General features: G+C 37.7%; 20 protein-coding genes and 1 tRNA gene. 18 read left to right on the forward strand and 3 right to left on the reverse strand.

The genetic code is table 11. The features are described from left to right. Positions 1 to 51 precede the first annotated feature (51 nt). Positions 52 to 729, reverse strand: a complete 678-nt coding sequence (locus MOQ65_RS00190; RefSeq protein WP_060924061.1) for a metal-dependent hydrolase — start codon at positions 727 to 729, stop codon at positions 52 to 54. A gap of 108 nt (positions 730 to 837) precedes the next feature. Between MOQ65_RS00190 and moaC the strand changes: the two genes are divergently transcribed. The 10 genes from moaC to MOQ65_RS00240 all read left to right on the forward strand — a co-directional run bounded on the left by moaC (position 838) and on the right by MOQ65_RS00240 (position 10330). After that, a complete protein-coding gene (gene moaC, locus MOQ65_RS00195) occupies positions 838 to 1350 on the forward strand; it encodes a cyclic pyranopterin monophosphate synthase MoaC (protein WP_024064775.1) in 513 nt (170 codons plus the stop codon). 28 nt (positions 1351 to 1378) lie between these two features. Continuing rightward, positions 1379 to 1864: a tRNA (uridine(34)/cytosine(34)/5-carboxymethylaminomethyluridine(34)-2'-O)-methyltransferase TrmL gene (gene trmL, locus MOQ65_RS00200; protein ID WP_005385766.1), complete on the forward strand. Its 486-nt coding sequence runs from the start codon at positions 1379 to 1381 to the stop codon at positions 1862 to 1864. 104 nt (positions 1865 to 1968) lie between these two features. Further along, complete coding sequence (locus MOQ65_RS00205; protein ID WP_060924059.1) at positions 1969 to 2337, forward strand: YlbF/YmcA family competence regulator; 369 nt, start codon at positions 1969 to 1971, stop codon at positions 2335 to 2337. Then, the gene (murB, locus tag MOQ65_RS00210; protein WP_129823225.1) at positions 2309 to 3241 is read left to right on the forward strand and encodes a UDP-N-acetylmuramate dehydrogenase; all 933 of its coding nucleotides are present in this window, start codon (positions 2309 to 2311) and stop codon (positions 3239 to 3241) included. The genes MOQ65_RS00205 and murB overlap by 29 nt, the downstream gene beginning before the upstream one ends. Positions 3242 to 3544: 303 nt before the next feature. Further along, the gene (gene typA / locus MOQ65_RS00215) at positions 3545 to 5356 is read left to right on the forward strand and encodes a translational GTPase TypA (RefSeq protein ID WP_005385769.1); all 1812 of its coding nucleotides are present in this window, start codon (positions 3545 to 3547) and stop codon (positions 5354 to 5356) included. Between the two features lie 261 nt (positions 5357 to 5617). Further along, the gene (locus MOQ65_RS00220; RefSeq protein WP_156719920.1) at positions 5618 to 6340 is read left to right on the forward strand and encodes a DUF4198 domain-containing protein; all 723 of its coding nucleotides are present in this window, start codon (positions 5618 to 5620) and stop codon (positions 6338 to 6340) included. Positions 6341 to 6490: 150 nt separating this feature from the next. Next, complete coding sequence (locus MOQ65_RS00225; protein WP_257846311.1) at positions 6491 to 8737, forward strand: autotransporter family protein; 2247 nt, start codon at positions 6491 to 6493, stop codon at positions 8735 to 8737. Positions 8738 to 8948: 211 nt separating this feature from the next. Continuing rightward, the gene (locus tag MOQ65_RS00230) at positions 8949 to 9590 is read left to right on the forward strand and encodes a flavodoxin family protein (protein WP_257846312.1); all 642 of its coding nucleotides are present in this window, start codon (positions 8949 to 8951) and stop codon (positions 9588 to 9590) included. A 36-nt stretch (positions 9591 to 9626) separates the two neighbouring features. Further along, positions 9627 to 10085: a low molecular weight protein-tyrosine-phosphatase gene (locus MOQ65_RS00235; protein ID WP_257846313.1), complete on the forward strand. Its 459-nt coding sequence runs from the start codon at positions 9627 to 9629 to the stop codon at positions 10083 to 10085. A 170-nt stretch (positions 10086 to 10255) separates the two neighbouring features. After that, positions 10256 to 10330: transfer RNA gene (locus MOQ65_RS00240), tRNA-Arg, on the forward strand. Positions 10331 to 10413: 83 nt separating this feature from the next. Here MOQ65_RS00240 and MOQ65_RS00245 read toward each other — a convergent pair. Next, positions 10414 to 10833, reverse strand: coding sequence for a hypothetical protein (locus MOQ65_RS00245; RefSeq protein ID WP_257846314.1), 420 nt, complete (start codon positions 10831 to 10833; stop codon positions 10414 to 10416). Positions 10834 to 11448: 615 nt separating this feature from the next. On the opposite strand from MOQ65_RS00245, the gene MOQ65_RS00250 reads away from it, so the two are divergent. From MOQ65_RS00250 to MOQ65_RS00260, 3 genes are all read left to right on the forward strand, one after another. After that, positions 11449 to 12204 (forward strand): LemA family protein, encoded by a 756-nt coding sequence (locus MOQ65_RS00250; protein WP_257846315.1) that lies wholly within the window; start codon positions 11449 to 11451, stop codon positions 12202 to 12204. Between the two features lie 359 nt (positions 12205 to 12563). Beyond that, complete coding sequence (locus MOQ65_RS00255) at positions 12564 to 13379, forward strand: class I SAM-dependent methyltransferase (RefSeq protein WP_257846316.1); 816 nt, start codon at positions 12564 to 12566, stop codon at positions 13377 to 13379. A gap of 9 nt (positions 13380 to 13388) precedes the next feature. Continuing rightward, positions 13389 to 13718: a nitrous oxide-stimulated promoter family protein gene (locus tag MOQ65_RS00260; protein ID WP_257846317.1), complete on the forward strand. Its 330-nt coding sequence runs from the start codon at positions 13389 to 13391 to the stop codon at positions 13716 to 13718. Positions 13719 to 13770: 52 nt separating this feature from the next. On the opposite strand, the gene MOQ65_RS00265 is transcribed toward MOQ65_RS00260, so the two are convergent. After that, positions 13771 to 14049 (reverse strand): hypothetical protein, encoded by a 279-nt coding sequence (locus MOQ65_RS00265; protein ID WP_024063760.1) that lies wholly within the window; start codon positions 14047 to 14049, stop codon positions 13771 to 13773. A gap of 192 nt (positions 14050 to 14241) precedes the next feature. On the opposite strand from MOQ65_RS00265, the gene ilvB reads away from it, so the two are divergent. From ilvB to MOQ65_RS00290, 5 genes are all read left to right on the forward strand, one after another. Beyond that, the gene (gene ilvB, locus MOQ65_RS00270) at positions 14242 to 15969 is read left to right on the forward strand and encodes a biosynthetic-type acetolactate synthase large subunit (protein WP_257846318.1); all 1728 of its coding nucleotides are present in this window, start codon (positions 14242 to 14244) and stop codon (positions 15967 to 15969) included. A gap of 8 nt (positions 15970 to 15977) precedes the next feature. Next, positions 15978 to 16490: an acetolactate synthase small subunit gene (gene ilvN, locus MOQ65_RS00275; RefSeq protein WP_257846319.1), complete on the forward strand. Its 513-nt coding sequence runs from the start codon at positions 15978 to 15980 to the stop codon at positions 16488 to 16490. A 161-nt stretch (positions 16491 to 16651) separates the two neighbouring features. Further along, positions 16652 to 17239, forward strand: a complete 588-nt coding sequence (locus MOQ65_RS00280; protein ID WP_119207259.1) for a beta-class carbonic anhydrase — start codon at positions 16652 to 16654, stop codon at positions 17237 to 17239. 31 nt (positions 17240 to 17270) lie between these two features. After that, positions 17271 to 17735 (forward strand): hypothetical protein, encoded by a 465-nt coding sequence (locus MOQ65_RS00285; RefSeq protein WP_257846320.1) that lies wholly within the window; start codon positions 17271 to 17273, stop codon positions 17733 to 17735. Between the two features lie 91 nt (positions 17736 to 17826). Next, the gene (locus MOQ65_RS00290) at positions 17827 to 19149 is read left to right on the forward strand and encodes a fibronectin type III domain-containing protein (protein ID WP_257846321.1); all 1323 of its coding nucleotides are present in this window, start codon (positions 17827 to 17829) and stop codon (positions 19147 to 19149) included. Positions 19150 to 19455: the final 306 nt, after the last annotated feature.

Raw genomic sequence — 19455 nt, forward strand, 5'->3', positions numbered from 1 at the left:
GACGCAATTCCTTAGAATTGCGTCATTTCTACGTAGATGTTATTTTTTATTTTAGTTATTGAGCTCGATAGAGGAACCTGGATCGATAATGAGGGCTGTTTGATTATATTTGCCTTCAACTAAGCTTGTAAATACACCTGGTTCACGGTCGATAACAGGCCATGTTTTGTAGTGAATTGGAATGGAGATACGCGCTTTTACATAAGAAGCAGCAAGAGCTGCATCTTCAACGCCCATCGTGAAGTTATCGCCGATAGGAAGTAAAGCGTAGTCAATATCGCCAAAGCGATTCAACAACTTCATATCGCTAAAGAGTGCTGTATCACCTGCGAAGTATACAATATCTCCGTAGAAGTCTACGATACAACCTGCTGCATGACCACCAGGGATACCTGCGCCGTGGAAGGCTGGTACTATGCGAACAGAACCGAATTCAAAGTCAAATTTACCGCCTAAATGCATAGCGTGTGTACGACAACCAGCAGCTGCTGCTTTACCAGCTACCTCTGCAGTAGAGATAACGAGCGCATCATTTGCTTTAGCAATGAAGTCTGTATCGCCATAGTGGTCATCGTGACCATGGCTGACAAAGATATATTGGCATTTGATATCTTCTTTTTTTGCGATATCCCATGTATTACCTGTTAAGAATGGGTCGAAAATCATGGACACATCACCGCGTGTGAGCATAAAGCAAGCATGACCGAAATAAGTTAGTTTTGTTTTCATAGGAACACTTCCTTCCTTATACATATAAATCTTAATTCTATTGTATAATATAACTAATGAAAATAAAACTATTGATGATAATTTATGCATAATTAGTAAGGATATAGTATGGATTTAACACATTTTGACCAAGATGGTAATGCTTGGATGGTGGACGTATCCGATAAGGATATCACATCCCGCACAGCCATCGCAGAAGGATTCATAGCAATCAATGATGCAATTTATGAGCGCATTGCAGCAGGTACTATAAAAAAGGGCGATGTCCTTAGTGTTGCGCAACTAGCTGCTATTATGGGGGCTAAGCAAACGAGCAATCTCATTCCTCTTTGTCATCCATTAGCACTCACAAAGGTTGAGGTTCACTGCTCTTTAGTAGATGGTGAAAGCCCTGCTTGCACTGATGAAAATCATAACAAGGCCGTCAAGGTACGTGCCATCGTTAAGACTACTGGAAAAACGGGCGTTGAAATGGAGGCCCTTACAGCTGTACAAGTGGGCTTGCTCACCGTATACGATATGTGTAAGGCCATTGATAAAGGCATGATTATGGGACCTACATACCTCGTAGAAAAAGAAGGCGGGAAAAGTGGACATTTTGTGCGTTCCTTTGTAGAATAATATAGATATAAAGAATAGGGGAACGAAAATGGAAATAGTACTTTATGAGCCAGAAATCCCTGGCAATACAGGAAATATAGCGCGTTTATGCGCAGCTAATCACATGACCCTACATCTTATCAAACCACTTGGTTTTTCTATCGACGATAAGCACGTGAAACGAGCTGGTCTCGATTATTGGCATTTGGTAGATGTACAGGTACATGAAAATATTCAAGAGTTGTATGCGAAATATCCTGATCGCAGATATTTCTACGCTACTACAAAAGCAAAGCATACCCACTCTGAGGTAAAGTATGAAATCGGGGATATGCTCGTATTTGGCCCTGAATCAAGAGGCTTGCCTGAAAGTTTATTAGAAGGTGTTGAAGAAACATGTATTCGCATACCAATGGTAGATGAGGCGCGTTCTTTAAACTTATCTAATGCAGTAGCCATAATTGCGTATGAAGCTATGCGCCAACTTGATTATCCAGATCTTAAAGCCGAAGGCAACTGGATTCAACCTAAATAAATATACTTTCACCATTGAGATATATACAATAAATATGTGTTAGAAATCCTACCCAATCTACATGACAGGTAGTATTTTGACAGGTGTTGTTAGAGGAGGATATTATGAACTACGATAAAGCTCATGATTTAGCTCACGCTATGCGTGAATCCGAAGAGTACAAAGAGTTAATGGCTGCCCAAGAAGCTTTGAAAGCTGATGCAGTAGCAGCGGCTTTGGTGCGCACATTTATGGCACAACAAATGCAATGGGAATACGCAAAGTTGTCTGGTGCACCAGAAGCTGATGAATTGCAAAAGAAACAAGAGGAATTGATGCCTCAAATTCAAGAAAATGCTGCAGCGGCTGCTTATTTACAAGCACAAATGCGTTGGAGCCAAATCTCTAATGATATTTATAAAATCATTAGCGAACCAATCACTGAGGGGATGAAAGTGTTAGATCATGGCGAACAACAACAACCAAAGCATTAAGGACTTAAAAGAAGCCTTATTAGAGAAATTACCTAGTACACGTGTACGAGAACAGGAACTGCTTTGTCATCATACGACATTTAAAATTGGTGGTCCTGCTGATTTATTTATTGAACCTACGACGATGGATGAGTTGAGCTTTACGCTACGCAAGATTCACGAATTACAAGTGCCTGTAACTATTATTGGTTGCGGCTCCAATATTTTGGTGAAAGATGGTGGTATTCGCGGTGCTGTCGTATCGGTTCGACATATGACACAAATCATGGATTGCAATGATAATGTATTATGCATTGGTTCTGGTTATATGTTAAAAGATGCTTCTGAATTTGCTTGGGAAAACGGACTATCTGGCCTTGAATTTGCCATTGGTATTCCAGGTACACTTGGTGGTGCTGTATTTATGAATGCAGGTGCTTATGACGGGGAAATGAGCCATGTGGTCACTTCAGTACTAGCTGTAGACTTCGAGGGCAATATTAAGGAGTACGATGCATCTCACTTAGATTTTGGATATCGTCATAGCGTATTCCACGATAATCATGAGGTTATTGGAGAGGTTATTATGACGTTACAACCTGGTGATAAGGATGCTATTAAGGCTCGCATGGATGAGCTCACAGAAAAGCGCGAATCTAAACAACCTTTAGAGTATGCTAGCGCGGGTTCAACCTTTAAGCGCCCACCAGGGTATTTTGCAGGTACTTTGATTGAACAAACAGGTCTTAAAGGATTATCTGTTGGTGATGCACAAGTATCTCATAAGCATGCTGGCTTTGTTATCAACACTGGCAATGCTAAAGCTAAAGATGTACTTGATCTTATTAAAGAAGTACAAAAACGCGTATATGATCAACATGGTGTACATCTGGAGCCAGAAGTACGTATGATTGGTGAAGATTAATACAAACTAAATATTAATACAAGATTTCTTATGTGACGTTCCTTTTATCTTATTTGAGGCAAGGTAGCATAAGAAATCTTTTTTTTATACCATATGCTTATGTAGCTAATTTAGTCTTAAGATGAGTCAAAAGTATAATCAAATGTAGAAATTGCCATGATTAGAAATCCTATACTTCTTTGACTTTTTTCTATAGACTACGTTATAATTAAGTGTTGCCAATTTTGGGAATATACCTATATAGCGACTTTCACAAGCGTTATATGATATAGAATATACTGAAAGAATTAAAGGGAGGATCTTATGATTCGCGAAAATCTTCGAAATGTAGCGATTATCGCCCACGTTGACCATGGTAAAACTACTTTGGTGGACGCGTTATTAAAACAAAGCCATGTGTTCCGTGAAAATGAAAAAGTAGCAGAACGCGTAATGGACTCCAACGACTTGGAACGTGAACGCGGTATTACTATTTTGTCTAAAAACACTGCTGTTATGCATGATGGCATTAAAATCAATATCGTTGATACTCCAGGCCATGCTGACTTCGGCGGCGAAGTAGAACGTGTACTTAACATGGTTGATGGCGTATTGCTTCTCGTAGATGCTTATGAAGGTCCAATGCCTCAAACTAAATACGTTTTGCGTAAAGCTTTAGAACAAAAATTGAAACCAATCGTAGTTATCAACAAAATCGACCGTCCTGACCAACGCGTTAAAGAGGTTGAAGATGAAGTTCTTGAATTGTTCATGGAACTTGAAGCTGATGATGACCAACTAGATTTCCCTGTAGTATACGCATCTGCTCGTGCTGGTGTGGCTAAAACTAACTGGGATGACGAAGCTGTAAATATGGAACCATTGTTTGAAACATTGATCGAAGAAATTCCTGCACCACAAGGTGATTTGGAAGGTCCTCTTCAATTCATGGTTACTACACTTGATTACGATAACTTCATCGGTAAAATCGCAGTAGGCCGTATCGTTCGCGGTAAAATGAAACCTAACCAACAAGTAGCTATCATGACTGGTGAAAGCACTCGTAAAGCGAAAATCGGTCGTGTATATACATACAATGGTTTGAACCGTGTTGAAACTGACGAAGCTGAAATGGGTGATATCATTGCGTTCGCTGGTATCGACGATATCAATATCGGCGAAACTGTAGCAGATGCTGAAAATCCTGAAGCATTACCATCCATCTCCATTGACGAACCAACATTGTCCATGGTATTCTCCGTAAATAACTCTCCATTCGCAGGTCGCGAAGGTGAATTCGTTACATCCCGTCACTTACGTGATCGTTTGTTCCGCGAAGTAGAAACTAACGTTTCTATGAAGGTAGAAGAAACTGATTCTGCAGATGCTTTCAAAGTATCTGGCCGCGGCGAATTGCATTTGGCTGTATTGATCGAAACTATGCGTCGTGAAGGCTATGAATTACAAGTAGGTAAACCTCGCGTAATTTTCAAAACTATTAACGACAAATTGTGCGAACCATTAGAAGCATTGACTATCGACGTACCTCAAGAATTCATGGGTACTGTCATGGAAAATCTTGGTCAACGTAAAGCTGAATTGACTAACATGGTTGAGTTAGCTGGTTACCTTCGTATGGAATTCGTAATTCCTGCACGTGGTTTGATCGGTTTCCGTGCACAATTCTTAACAGCTACAAAAGGTAATGGTATCATGAACCATGTATTCCATGGTTATGCACCATACAAAGGCGAAATTCCTTCCCGTACACGCGGTGCCTTGGTAGCATTTGAAAATGGCGAAACTACTCCATATGGCTTGAACTCTGTTCAAGATCGCGGTACATTGTTCGTTGGTCCTAACCAAGACGTGTACGCAGGCCAAGTTATCGGTGAAAATACTCGTGAACTTGATATGGATGTTAATCCATGTAAGAAAAAACACGTTACTAACATGCGTTCCAGCTCCTCTGACGAAGCAGTACGCTTGACTCCACCTCGCATCTTCTCCTTGGAACAAGCTCTTGAGTGGATCAACGATGACGAACTTGTTGAAGTAACACCTGAAAGTATTCGTATGCGTAAAACAATCCTTGATCGTAACGCACGTGCGAAAGCTGCTAAAAACAAAAAATAATATCCTTAGTGATATAAAACGACGCTCCTATGGGGGCGTCGTTTTTGTTATATATAACAAAGAAGATATTCCTATTTATTATATTCATATGAAAAATTGGTGATAATTTTATCATTTATGATTAATAGGAATATAGAACCTTGTATATATGGAGTTTGCATAATATCTTGCTGATACGGGTATCGGTATATACGGAATATCCATATCGATGTATAATAATAGCAAGTTTGTTGAAATCAATTATTGATTATGGAGGTTCTTATGAATAAGAAAATTTTAGCATCTTTATTTGCTGTAGGTTTAGCTGCAGGCTATGTATGCTCTTCTGTTGATGCACATGGTGTGTTCTTCGCTAACCGTACAGATGAAAAAGTACTTGTATTAGGTGAGGGTCCTGTAGATAATGCTTATAGTGCAGATATGGTAAAAAATATTACTGGATATGATGTACAAGGCAAACAAATTCCTGTACAAGTTGTGAAGCATGAAAAAAATGTAGCTATTATTCCACCAGCAGACCTTGGTGTAACTGTAACTAATTTTGATTATGGCTACTGGACTAAGACTAAAGATGGTAAAACAATTCATAAACCAATCACCGAAGTTCCTGGTGCGGTTAAGAGTACACATGCTATCAAATATGATGTTCATTACTGGAATGCACAAGCAAAACCATTTGTAGATAAGAATGCATTTATTCAAATTGTACCTTCTGTTAATCCATTGACATTAAGAAAAGGTGATACATATGAAATCCAAGTGTTTAAAGATGGTAAACCATATGCGAATGCACCTCTTATCAAAGATTTAGTAAATGATTTAACTGGTGAAGCTAAAGCCGATGAAAATGGTAAAGCTACTGTAGCTGTTACAGCAGATGGCTTAAATGTAGTAGGTGTTGAAGTTGCATTCCCTACACAAAATAAAGGGGAACAAAATAAATACTTTAGTGCATTGTCCTTCCTTATTTCTCCTGAAGAATAATAATTAGTAATTTTAGTACTTACCGAGTGTGTGAGTAAATAGAAGACCTCCTTAGTTGGACTAAGGGGGTCTTTTTGTGCTTTTTAGGTGTTATAAATTTTATGTGATTTAGTGAGAGTATTATAAGCATGATATAAGAAGGAGAGAATTATGAAGATTAGACGTCATGTATCAGCCGTGATGACTGCACTAGTATTAACAGGTATTTCTTATTCTGCTATGGCTACAGAAATTAATGCCACTAGCGATAAAGCAGAGGAGTTGCTGGGTTTAACAATGGGATCACCAGTACAAACGCAACCTGAGGTTAAACACATAGAGGATACATTAACAGTTAATGTACATGGTAAAAGTTTAACAGAGGCTGGTAAAAGTAAGAATGTTACAGGTATTTATAATGGATTTGGTTCACAACTAACGGTAGATAAAGACCTTATTGTACGATTAAAGAATGATGCACCAGCATCGAAGAGAGAATTAGGTCATTATTATATGAGTGCAGTCTATGCTGGTTATGGCGGTAAGGTACCACGTCTAAGTAAAGATAATCCTGATCGAGACTATGGTGATACTAATATTCATGTGAAAGGTAATGTGGATATCGATGCTATCGGCTCTGGTTTACAAGTCAATCAACGAGGTCATATCCTTGTTGATGGAGGCGGTAAGATTATCACTCATCCTGTAGAAACATCTGATACCTATTCTGTAGTAGCAGAAGAAGGGGATGTATATGTTAATGCAGGCGCTGATGGCAAACATCCAGGCACTCATGACTTAGTTGCTGTTGGTAATGTGGGCCTTATCAACAAGGATTATGGCCGCGATCCAAATCACAATGTAGAACCAACTAATATAGCACTAGCTTTCACAACACCTAACTCTAGCCTTACCGGTGCTGTTTTGAATGAATATGCTGAAAGCAATAAAAACCCTCATAATTCTGGTGCAGATATTTACCTACAAAACGGAGCTACTTGGAATAATGAATGGATTGGCATGGAGCGTCCTACACCTAAAAAAGAACGTCCATCAGGGGATAATGCAGCGTACCTATACAAGGGGAGTAAGGTTCGCAATCTTGTAGGTGGTATTAACCCAACTGCAGCAGGTAACATTCATCCTATCGATGCGCGGCCTATAACAATTCAGAATTATAGCGGTTATGTGAATGCTATTTATAAATCTGGCGTACCAGCAAGCGAAGCTGGAAAAGGCCAAATCGTCGTTGAACATGCGGCGGATAATAGCCATATTACAATGAAAGGCGACCATTCCGGTAATACCATCGACGATGCAAGCTACAAAAAGAATATTCAAGCATTAGCTGAGAAATTACAATACACAGGCAATGATAAGAAGCTTAGCACAACAGTTCAAATTAATGAAGGCGTTACTACACCTGGTGCTGTTGTAGACCTAGGGGCAGATCATTTTGATGCTCAAGGGCATCTCATTGTAGATGATACAACAAAAGTTATTCGTGCTAGCGAATCATCACTCGTAAGTGGCACAAAATCTGCCCTTACTTCAACAGTTATGGCCTGGAAAAATAATACTAATGATTTACAACGTCGTTTAGGTGATCTTCGTCTAGCTAATACAGATAAAGGCGTATGGGCTAAATATATAGGTGGTAAATCTAAGATTACAGATGGTGCTGATGCACATATGACGTACAATGGCGTACAAATCGGATATGATCATAAAGCCTCCAATGGCTGGATTTTCGGCGGTGCCCTAGATTACAGTACATCTAGTAACTCTTATGCCAACGGCAGTGGCGACGGTAAGCTTGGCGGTATAGCCTTATATGGTACAAAGCAACATAAGGATGGTCGGTATATAGATATCATCGCTCGTGGTAATAGATTATCAAACGACTATAGCCTTAACTCTATGAGCGGCCAACGTTTGAATGGTAACTACCATACATTTGGTACATCCTTGAGTGCTGAATATGGCAAACGTATTAAAAAACAAAATGGTTTCTATATCGACCCTAGTGTAGAATTCATATTAGGTCGTTTAAATGGTGTATCCTATGATGCAACTATTGCAGGTGGTGGATCCATGCATGTAAAATCTGATGCGGTCAACTCTGCCGTAGGTAGACTTGGCATTGGTATTGGTAAAGAAACAGAAAAATCCAATATCTTTGCAAAACTAGCACTAGCTCATGAATTCTCTGGTAAGGTAAATACTACATATTCTGCACCAGGTAACCCAACAGTTCAAACCACAGTTGACTTGAAGGATACTTGGCTTGATGCGGAAATCGGCGGTTCTTGGAGTGTTCGCCCTAGCACATATCTATATGGTACATTCACTAAAAACTTTGGTGCTACCATAGATAATACATGGCGTATCGATGCAGGCGTTAGACATAACTTTTAATTAGGCATATCAAAACTCTGTAGTAGCTTTAAATCGAGCTGCTACAGAGTTTTTTGTAAAAGTGTTTATGTGAATTATTCTATAGCGGCAAATAGGCAAATATTAACTGGCTTGCTGTGATGGACAGACTTTAACAATTTTGTATTTCTGTGATAGTATATAAAGGCCAGTTAATATGCAACTTCTTAAGTAAGAGTTAGGAGGATATAATATGAAAGTTTTGATCGTAAATGGTAGTAGTCATGTGAATGGCACAACTATGCAAGCTATAAAAGAAGTACAAAAGGTCTTTACTGAGGCAAATGTAGATACTGAAGTTATTCAACTTGGTAATAAGCCGATTCGAGATTGTATTCAATGTGGTTATTGTTTTGAACATGGTGAATGTGTATTCAAGGATGATGATGTAAATGCCTTCATAGAAAAAGCGAAAGATGCAGATGGTTTTATCTTTGCAACACCTGTATACTACGCACATCCGAGTGGACGTATTTTATCCTTCTTAGATCGCGTATTCTATAGTGCAGAAAGCGTAAAGCCAAATCCATTTGCCTTTAAACCCGGTGCATCTATTGCCGTAGCTCGTCGCGGTGGTACAACGGCTTCCTTTGATGTACTTAATAAATACTTTGGTATTTCCCAAATGCCAATTGCAGGCTCTACATATTGGAATATTAGCCATGGTCTAGTAGCTGAAGATGCTAAACAGGATGAAGAAGGTATGCAAACAATGCGCAATTTGGCTAGAAATATGGTTTGGATGATGCGTAGCTTTGCCGTAGCTAAGGAGCAAGGTGTGCCATATCCAGATACAGATAAAGAGAAAAAAGTATCTACGAACTTTGTACGTTAATACCTTAGCCCTTGGTGAGGTACTATAGGAGTTATGATGGTTAAAATTTTATTCATTTGTCATGGTAATATTTGTCGTTCAACGATGGCTGAGTTTTATATGAGGCATATCGTTACGAAAGCTGGACTTAGCGATTCTATTTATGTTGAGTCTGCTGCTACATCTCGTGAGGAGATAGGGAACGACACCCATTATGGGACTAAGCAAAAGCTAGATGAAATGGGTATTCCATATACGCGCCGTAAGGCTCGTCAAGTGACCGTTGATGACTATCATAATTTTGATTACCTCGTAATTATGGATGAAAATAACGGACGTAATTTAAAACGTATCATTGGAGAAGATGTAGATTCCAAGGTATATAAGGCTATGTCCTTTGTTAGTGAAAGCCGTGATGTAAAGGATCCTTGGTATACGGGAAACTTTGACGAAACCTATGATGATGTCAGTCGTAGCTGTGATGCTCTATTAGCGTTGATTAAAGAAAAAATATAAATATAAAGACCTTACTATTAGACGGTGTAGCAGTAGTGCTTGAGTTTAACTATAGTTATTTCGAACCTAAACTGACTTAAAGTAAGGTCTTTTCTATATGTAGACTAAGTCCATTTATACTTTATACTATCGAACCATAGCGTAATATGATATAATTTTTAGGTATTCATGCGCCTATAGCTCAGGGGATAGAGCGCCGGTCTCCGGAACCGGGTGCGCAGGTTCGAATCCTGCTAGGCGCACCAAATAAAAGGCTTCTCGAAATTTCGAGAAGCCTTTTTATGTGTCTTTATTCTTTAGGTTGATGTATAGTTCAGAAAATTATATGTTAGCATCTATATTTAGTACAACGAATTCCTCGTGCTTGAAATTCATTCATCAGTAAGTCTATTGCTTTATCAATGATTTCTTCATTATTTATATATACCATCTTTTTGTAATAGACAGTACCATCAAATTCTATCCAACGGCTTGTTTTACCATTTAGTTTACAAATTTGCATTCTGCCGGCCCAGCTGCCCATGCTACGGAATTGTTTTCCTTTAGAAAAACGTACCTCACGAATATCGCTTAATTTAAATGTTCTTCTTGCTAAGCCGATGCCTATAGAGACTTGATCATCCTTAAAGTAAAGAAGTTTATAACGCTCTTCAGGAGGCATAGATCTAATTATAGATATGTTATAAATAGCAAAAACTACAGCAATAGCGATCAATAGAAACATAAGGATTATCATATATTTTCCCATACTTTCAAAGCCTCCTTTTCTTTATTATAATAAAGAAAAATAATATATGAAACAGCTATATTAACTTTAGTAATAGGAGAGAAACGAATGGAAATACATGCACGAACTATTCTACCTCTTTTGGCTGTTATGTTGATTCCCACCATTGCCGTATTTTTCATTATTAAAAAGCCTTTACTCAAGAGGGAAACAAGAAAATTATTAGAGAAGAAATTAGGGTCTACGTGAAGCTTTCATTATTGGATCTGAACAGCTACGAAGTAATGAGCATATTGTTGATATAAATGATTTAGATGAAGAGAATCGCATTGATGGTGTATTTCAAACTGACATTAAAGTCGAGTTAAGCGCAGATAATAGAAAATATTTTACTAATGTAGAACTATTAAGGAAAATTCATAACCAACTTGCCAATAAAATAGTAGAAGGAATGGATTCTTTTGAAGGATTAGAATATGTAGAAACGGTAGATGGATTGCCAGTATATCGAGTAATAATTGGAGATTAATAAATTCATATCTTTTCATGAATGAAATTTCATATTGGTTATATCTTACATATGTATAATATTCTCAAAATTGCATGGTTATTTGTAATCGAAATGGAGAGAGTTCTATGTTTTCTACGCTTATATTTTTTATAATTATATTCTTGATTTTCTTTTTTGTTAAGCAATACAATTTACTACAAAAATTGACTGTAGAGATTAAAGAGGCACGTGCCAATATTATCGTTGCTTACGAGAAAAAAGTAGCTATTGTTAATCAGTTTACAGGTCTTGTAAATGAGTATGATGATTATGAAAAATTAATTCAATTAAAAGTGTCTGATAACTTTGTAGATATGGCTCGTGAAACAGCAAAAACAGTTCAAAATATTACAGCTTTAGCTAATCAATTTCCAGAGTTAAAAGCCAATACTCAATATAGTAAATTCTTAGAAGCGATTAGTGAAAATGAAACGTTCATTTCTAATAAACGTGAGACTTATAACTTCCAAGTAAAAGAGTATAATAGTGAGATTGCTCAAATTCCAATGGTATTTGTAGCATCCTTATTGGGATTTAACCAGGCCCCATTCTTTGATCCAAATAATGAAGAGGCTTTAGCTGAATTTAGTGGTGCTGATCCAGAAGCAATTAAAGATCTTGCTATAAAGGGCACAGACAAGTTGAAGGATACAACAGATAAAATTAGAGAATCCTTTGAAAAACGCGAGCAAGAAGCACAAGCGAAGAGAGAAGAACATCTTAAACAAGAGCGTGAATCTTCTTCTAATAATGAGAGTGTAAAGACTGAAGAGAAAACTGAAACAGAAGCTCCTAAAATTGAAGAGGCGTCTGCTTCAGTAGAGAAACAAGAAGAGAAGTAATCATATATTCAATTGATGTATATGAGTAGATAGTATATAAATCTATTTGTAAAATGAGAGATAAAAGACTCCACTCGTTGAGTGGAGTTTTTTGTTTTTGAAAATACCGTCTAATATAGCATTTATGTAAAAATATATATTTAATAATATCAAGATAACGTGTAAATGTGATTTGAGTAACACATTTTGTTTTGAGAATGATGTACAATAAAAATGTCCTTGTGAAAATCTGAACATCCTAGGTGGAACACTAGGCATATAGGACGTGATGAATAACATATAGATTATCTAATTAAGATTAATAAAGTACTAAATTGTATCAATGCATAGTTTTGATGTAGTGATACAGAGGAGATAGAATGACAAATAGAATACAAGAGCTTACAGTCAATGATGTGTGGCGCGATGAGCAAGATGCATGGAATAATCGATCTAATTACTTTGTAGAAATGCACAATCGGGACGATCGTAAGGCTCAGGTTACAGAGTTTTTATCCTTCTTGAAGGATGAAAATCTTTTGCCCCCTAAAGACGGTTGTACCCTTGATATTGGCTGTGGTGTATGTGACTATGCATTAGGATTGGCTCGTGAAGGCCATAAGGCAACAGGTATAGATTTATCTGATGGTATGATTCGTGGTGCTAAACAATTAGCAGAGTCAGAAGGTTTAGATCTTAGCTTGTATATTGCACCGTGGTCTGATGAGACTCGCCGTGAACTAAAATGGGATAAAACATTTGATTTAACATATAGTATTTTTTGCCCTATCATGTTTGATGTAGAAAATATTCGGGCCATGCATGAATCAAGTAAGGATAAATGCTTGTGGATCGCTTTTAGTGAACGCAGCGATGAAACGGTAGATATGTTATCTGAACATTTCTTTGGTCGCGATTCATTCCCATGGGATGGCAAGATGAAAGCATGTTTAGATGTTATTCATGAAATAGGGCATAATGTAAAAGTAACCTATAAGACAGTTCCTGAAACAGAGGTTATGAGCCTTGATAAAGCGGTTAATTACTTTGCTATGCGACTTCATAATAATACATGGGGCGATATTGAAGATATGAAAGTAGAAATTAGAAATCTCATTGAACCATTAGCCATTAATGGAGAAATCCATAATAAAACGGTTGATAAAGTGGCTTGGGTATCATGGTCTGTGAAATAGGAGAGTAGTATGACAGTTGATGAAAAACGTAAGTTAGAACTAAAAACTATGTACCAAATTATTGGCATCTATTGTCATAATAAGCATCATACTCCTAAGGGGCAGCTATGTGAGGCTTGCGAGCAGGTTTGGGAATATGCGGAGCATCGCATTGACGCATGTCCGCATATGGAAAGTAAAACCTTTTGCAGCGTATGTAAAACACATTGCTATGGACCAACATATCGTGAAAAGATACGTGAAATCATGCGATATGGTGGGCCTAGAATGTTATTTGTATCACCGATCCAAGTAATTAAACATATGTATCTTGAATGGAAAGACAAAAAAAGAGGCTAGCATTGCTAGCCTCTTTCTTAATGGATTTATCACATTTTTATGTAATACTAGATTACGCGATTGCTTTGTCCAATACAGCTTTGATTAAAGCTTTTGTTTGTTCATAGCTTTCACCAGGTTGAGCCTCGTATTGTTTGTCGAGGTCAAACCACAAGTTTGGATAGTATTCATATGGATGAGTTTTGAAGAGCTCGTGAGCATCTTGATCTTCAACCCAGTTAATATGAATATCTGCGTATGCAGGGTTTTCTGCAACGAGTTCATCGATAGCGCGGAATGCGTTTTCGCAGTAAGGGCAACCGATTAAGTGGAAACCTAAGATTTCTTTCATGTTACACAGTCCTTTCCAGATAGAATCAACATATACTTACATAATTTGAGATTTTATACATACTCATGCACCACAATATATGGTACACTACTGAGTATATCACATCTATATAAGATATTCAATTTTTTAGATATATCTAATGAGAATATTGAGAATGCAATATGCATGTATTACATAGATAAGGAGACACCTATGATTTCAGGCGCGCAGTATTTGGTAAAAGCCCTTCAAGAGGAGCAGGTAGAAATCTTATTTAACTATCCTGGGGCTGCTACTATTGATATTATGGATGAATTATATAAACAAGATCAGGTAAAGGTTATTTTGCCTCGTCACGAGCAAGCGTTAGCTCATGCTGCTGACGGGTATGCTCGTAGCACGGGTAAGGTAGGAGTTTGTATGGTAACCTCTGGACCAGGTGCTACCAATCTTGTAACAGGTATTGCTACTGCTTATGCAGATAGTGTGCCTCTCGTTTGTATTACAGGCCAAGTAGACTTAGGTCTTATGGGCAATGATGCCTTCCAAGAGGTGGATACAGTTGGTATCGTCCGTAATATTTGTAAATATGCTGTCACTGTCCGTGATCGTAAAGACTTAGGGCGCATTTTGAAAGAAGCTTTCTACATTGCTCGTACCGGTCGTCCAGGTCCTGTAGTTGTAGATATTCCTAAAAATATTCAAAAGGCGATGGGGTCTGATGAATATCCTACAGAGGTTAATATTCGCGGTTATAAACCGAATATGGCTGTTCACGTAGGGCAAGTTAAAAAGGCTTGCTCCATCATTTCTAAGGCTAAGCGACCACTGTTCCTATTAGGTGGTGGCGTCAGCATTAGTGGTGCCAACCAGCTTATGATGGATTTAATTGAAAAAACAGGCATTCCAGTTGTAACGACCTTGATGGGGAAAGGGGCCGTAGATACACGTCATCCTCTATACCTCGGTAATGTAGGGATTCACGGTGGCTATGCACCAAATGTGGCACTCACAGATTGTGATGTAATGATTTCTATTGGCACTCGCTTCAATGACCGCATTACGGGTAAATTAAGTACCTTTGCACAAAATTGTAAGATTATTCATATCGATGTAGATGCAGCATCTATCTCAAAAAATATTAAAGTAGATATTCCAATCGTAGCCGATGCTAAATTGGCTATTGAAAAACTTTTAGAGTATATTGAGCCTCATGATCTTGGTGATTGGCCTGAACAACTGCAACAGCTTAAAGCAGAACGTCCTGTAACGCAAGCTGATGAAGAAGATTTAACACCTCAAACAGTCATTGACTACATCAATAATCACTATGATCGCCCAATTGTTACTACTGACGTAGGTCAAAACCAACTATGGACTACTCAGTTCTTAGAGGTACAAGGACAACACCAAATGCTGACTTCTGGCGGTCTTGGTACTATGGGCTATGGCTTCCCTGCAGCACTAGGTGCTCAAATGGGAAATCCAGATAAGCGCGTATTTGCCATCTGTGGTGATGGTGGGGTGCAAATGAACATCCAAGAGTTTGCTACCGCTATGCACTATCGTTTACCTGTGACGCTAATTGTTTTAAACAATGGTTTCCTCGGTAATGTACGTCAATGGCAACAATTGTTCTACGATAAACGTTACGCTTGTACGAATTTGATGATGGATGAAAGCTCCATTGTTACACGAGATATCATTGATAATGATGAGTTTGAATATGTGCCAGACTTCGTGAAATTGGCAGAGGCTTATGGTGCTAAGGCAATGCGCATTACTAAAGTTGAGGATATTGAAAAAGGGTTCCAATTGGCGGATACTTTCAAAAATGGCCCGACCTTACTTGAGTTCATCATTCCTACAGAGCTCAACGTATTGCCAATGGTACCGGCAGGTAAATCTTTAAGTGATATGTTATTAAAGGATAAAAAATAGGAGGGGCTATGGAAGTACATATGAAAAAGCGCTGCATTTCAGCGTATGTAGAAAACCAAATCGGTGTATTGGCTAAAATTTCAGGCCTCTTCGCAGGTAAAAACTATAACCTTGATACATTGACTGTAGGAGAGACAGAAGATCATACCATGTCTCGTATGACCATTGAGCTCACTTGCGATGATTTGACGTACGAACAAATCATTAAACAGCTTAATCGCAGTGTAGAGGTAATTAAGGTTATCGACTTTACGGATATGCCGATTACAAAGAAAGAACTATTGTTTATTAAGGTCAACAGCTGCAAAGAAGCAGATAAACAAGAAATCTTCCGCATTGCTCAAACCTTTGACTTGTTGGTAGTAGATTATAACCGCAAATCTGTTCTCGTACAATGTGTAAAAACAGTATCTAAAAATAACGACATGATTGCACTGTTTAAAGATATGTTTGTCAACCGCATTGAAGTTGTACGCGGTGGTAGCGTTGCTATCGAAGCATTATCTACACCTGATAGATAAGTCTTAACTTAATTATTCTAAATCTATTTCTAGAGGATAATGATCTAAGACTGGTAGTGATTTAGAATGGGTACAACTGAATATGATATAATATTTATATCGACCATTATTGATATAGAGACCTTGGTTGTATGCCAAGGTCTTTTTATATAGGAGGTACTATGAGTTTATTAAATGATATTTTAGCCCATAATAGAGAATATGTAGAAGATCAAAATACAGGTTATGTAGAAACAGATACAAAATGCAGTAAGATGCCTAGTCGTGAAATGGCAATCGTTACATGCATGGATACACGTCTTGTTAACTTCTTAGAAGATTCCATGGATATTGGCCGCGGTGAAGCGAAAATTGTAAAGACTGCAGGGAACTGTATTACAGGTCCCTTTGATGGCGTTGTACGTAGTTTACTTGTATGTATTTATGAGCTAGGCGTCAACGAAATCTTTATCATTGGTCATCACGAATGTGGTATGGCAAAAACTACGGCAAAAGATCTAACAGAAAAAATGTTGGCTCGTGGTATTGCACCAGAAGCGATTCATATGGTCCGTAAAGAAATGGAACGCTGGGCAGATGGATTTACACACCCTGCTGAAAATGTAGAAGACACTGTAGACGAATTGCGTATGAATCCTTTGATTCCGAAAGACGTACCTATTCACGGTCTTATCTTCCATCCTAGAACAGGTGAAATTGAAGTCATCGTTAATGGCTATACACAAATGAAGCAATATTACGAAAAATAATAGATAAATCTTTTGATAGAGGTATTGTGAATTGAGCAATGTAGATAAATTGGATACATTCGAGGTAGCGTGTAAACATTTCCTCGGAGACTTTTCAAATTTTAAAAATCTTATTTCTACCCAAATTAAATCGTTAGATGGTCTAGAATGGTCTTTTGATAAAGGCTCTACTAAGGTTTGTAGTGCTGATGAAAAGGGGTTAAAAAAACGCTGCAAAGTTGGCATAACATATAGACTACAGGTTGAATTATCTCAAGTTGATACGGAAATTATTTGGTCAGAATTTAGTCGATTTTGGGGTGCTACTACTTTAAATCAGATTGAAAGAGTATGCAGTAATGAAGAATTAGGGCGCTATCAATTTATAGCTAATAATTCTATAGGCGATGAGATCACTTGTGACATCTATTTACCTAATGAGTGGAATATACCGCAATTAAATATGTTGGGTTGTGTTTCTGCTAGATATAGAAAAGTAGATGTTGAAGAAGTATAGCAAAATCTTATTTGACTTAAAGTTAAGTGTAAGTTTTATAATGTGTTCATATTAAATATTAGTCAAACAGTTTAGTTAATAAAGGAATTATATGAACAAAAAAAGATTAATTATATCCTTACTAGCTATTATTACCGTGGTTGCTGCTACTGTAGGTAGCTATGTATATAGGGATACTATATACAGTCGAATTGCACGGACTGCGGCTGTGGTGAGTGGTCAAGAAATAAAACCACTACTCGATTCTGAAAGTCGTTATATTCGGCAAATTGTAGCTCAAGATAATAGCACAAGCCGTACCATTATGTGGCAGTCTGATAGTAGTGAATCTGATGCTATCATAGAATATCGCCAAGATGGGACCGATACTATACAAACCATAAATGCTACAGATAAAGCTTTTACCGATGATGGCAGTACTACCTATATTCATGAGGGCACTTTGACAGGGTTAACACCTAAAACAAAGTATGAGTATCGTGTTGGGTATGGCAGTGATCGCCGTAGTGATTGGTATTCGTTGGAAACCGCTGGCGCTAGTGTCTATGATGTTCTTATCTATCCAGACTCTCAGTCGGGGGATTATTCTCAGTGGGAAGAGCTTGTAAAGGACTCAGCACATCGCAATCCAAGGACAGCCCTGTATATTAGCATGGGTGACCTTGTAGATAATGGGGAACAAGACTATCAATGGCGCACTTGGTTAAATTCCATTAGACCGTTGAGTGCTAATGTGCCGTTAGCAACGACATTAGGTAATCACGAGATGTATACATTAGATTGGAAAATGCGCGAGCCTTATGCGTATTTAAATTATTTCGCAGTACCGCCTAATGGGAATGAAACTTTTAATCGTCGTTATTATTCCTATGACTTCGGTGATGTTCATTACGTTGTATTAGATACGCAACTTTATGAAAGCAATCATGAGGATAATCATGATACGCATCATCCTGATTTATATGATGTACAGGTTCAGTGGCTACGCCAAGATTTGGCAGCAAATACTAAAAAGTGGACCGTAGTTCTGATGCATCGGGATCCATTCCAATATGCCTTTGACCGCCCTGGCGCAAGTCGTGATGTAGGATTCAACGAAGAGGGCGTATTGTTTATGCCTATCTTTGATGAGTTTAATGTAGATTTAGTGTTGTCAGCTCATTTACATTCTTATCGTAATAGAGGGCATGTACGTAACTTTGATCGAGATGCTTCGGGACCATTATATATTCTGACTGGTATTGCCGGAGATGCTCGTCGCCCTAAGTGGAAAGAACATCCTTTAGATGTATATGTGGCACCAGATCGAGATAAGAATAACTATATGACGATGACTGTTACATCAAATAAATTAATAGTAAAAGCTTTCTTACCAGATGGTACACAGCTAGATGAGTCGGTTATAGAGAAATAGAAGCACAAGAATATAAGAATATATAAGCACAAGACACCTTCCTTGGAAGGTGTCTTTTTTGTGTGTTTATACAAATAGTTTTCTCTGATTTATAGTTTAAATAGGTAAACATATAAATGATAATTATATATTTGTTAGATATTTTATAAGCTAAATTAAGTTCATGTAAATTACAGTTTTAAGGACTATGATAAAAATTAATCCATAGTATAACAAATAAAAATACAGGAAATTTGTATAAAACTTGAATAAAACGAGTGATAGTATTATAATACGTACATAGGTTATAAAAATACGCTAATAATG

This window comes from Veillonella faecalis, assembly GCF_024677885.1.
Classification (GTDB): domain Bacteria; phylum Bacillota; class Negativicutes; order Veillonellales; family Veillonellaceae; genus Veillonella; species Veillonella nakazawae.

Coding starts and splice junctions, on each gene's coding strand:
- MOQ65_RS00190 (WP_060924061.1), bottom strand. CDS start 729: ATGAAAACAAAACTAACTTATTTCGGTCATGCTTGCTTTATGCTCACA.
- moaC (WP_024064775.1), top strand. CDS start 838: ATGGATTTAACACATTTTGACCAAGATGGTAATGCTTGGATGGTGGAC.
- trmL (WP_005385766.1), top strand. CDS start 1,379: ATGGAAATAGTACTTTATGAGCCAGAAATCCCTGGCAATACAGGAAAT.
- MOQ65_RS00205 (WP_060924059.1), top strand. CDS start 1,969: ATGAACTACGATAAAGCTCATGATTTAGCTCACGCTATGCGTGAATCC.
- murB (WP_129823225.1), top strand. CDS start 2,309: ATGGCGAACAACAACAACCAAAGCATTAAGGACTTAAAAGAAGCCTTA.
- typA (WP_005385769.1), top strand. CDS start 3,545: ATGATTCGCGAAAATCTTCGAAATGTAGCGATTATCGCCCACGTTGAC.
- MOQ65_RS00220 (WP_156719920.1), top strand. CDS start 5,618: ATGAATAAGAAAATTTTAGCATCTTTATTTGCTGTAGGTTTAGCTGCA.
- MOQ65_RS00225 (WP_257846311.1), top strand. CDS start 6,491: ATGAAGATTAGACGTCATGTATCAGCCGTGATGACTGCACTAGTATTA.
- MOQ65_RS00230 (WP_257846312.1), top strand. CDS start 8,949: ATGAAAGTTTTGATCGTAAATGGTAGTAGTCATGTGAATGGCACAACT.
- MOQ65_RS00235 (WP_257846313.1), top strand. CDS start 9,627: ATGGTTAAAATTTTATTCATTTGTCATGGTAATATTTGTCGTTCAACG.
- MOQ65_RS00245 (WP_257846314.1), bottom strand. CDS start 10,833: ATGGGAAAATATATGATAATCCTTATGTTTCTATTGATCGCTATTGCT.
- MOQ65_RS00250 (WP_257846315.1), top strand. CDS start 11,449: ATGTTTTCTACGCTTATATTTTTTATAATTATATTCTTGATTTTCTTT.
- MOQ65_RS00255 (WP_257846316.1), top strand. CDS start 12,564: ATGACAAATAGAATACAAGAGCTTACAGTCAATGATGTGTGGCGCGAT.
- MOQ65_RS00260 (WP_257846317.1), top strand. CDS start 13,389: ATGACAGTTGATGAAAAACGTAAGTTAGAACTAAAAACTATGTACCAA.
- MOQ65_RS00265 (WP_024063760.1), bottom strand. CDS start 14,049: ATGAAAGAAATCTTAGGTTTCCACTTAATCGGTTGCCCTTACTGCGAA.
- ilvB (WP_257846318.1), top strand. CDS start 14,242: ATGATTTCAGGCGCGCAGTATTTGGTAAAAGCCCTTCAAGAGGAGCAG.
- ilvN (WP_257846319.1), top strand. CDS start 15,978: ATGGAAGTACATATGAAAAAGCGCTGCATTTCAGCGTATGTAGAAAAC.
- MOQ65_RS00280 (WP_119207259.1), top strand. CDS start 16,652: ATGAGTTTATTAAATGATATTTTAGCCCATAATAGAGAATATGTAGAA.
- MOQ65_RS00290 (WP_257846321.1), top strand. CDS start 17,827: ATGAACAAAAAAAGATTAATTATATCCTTACTAGCTATTATTACCGTG.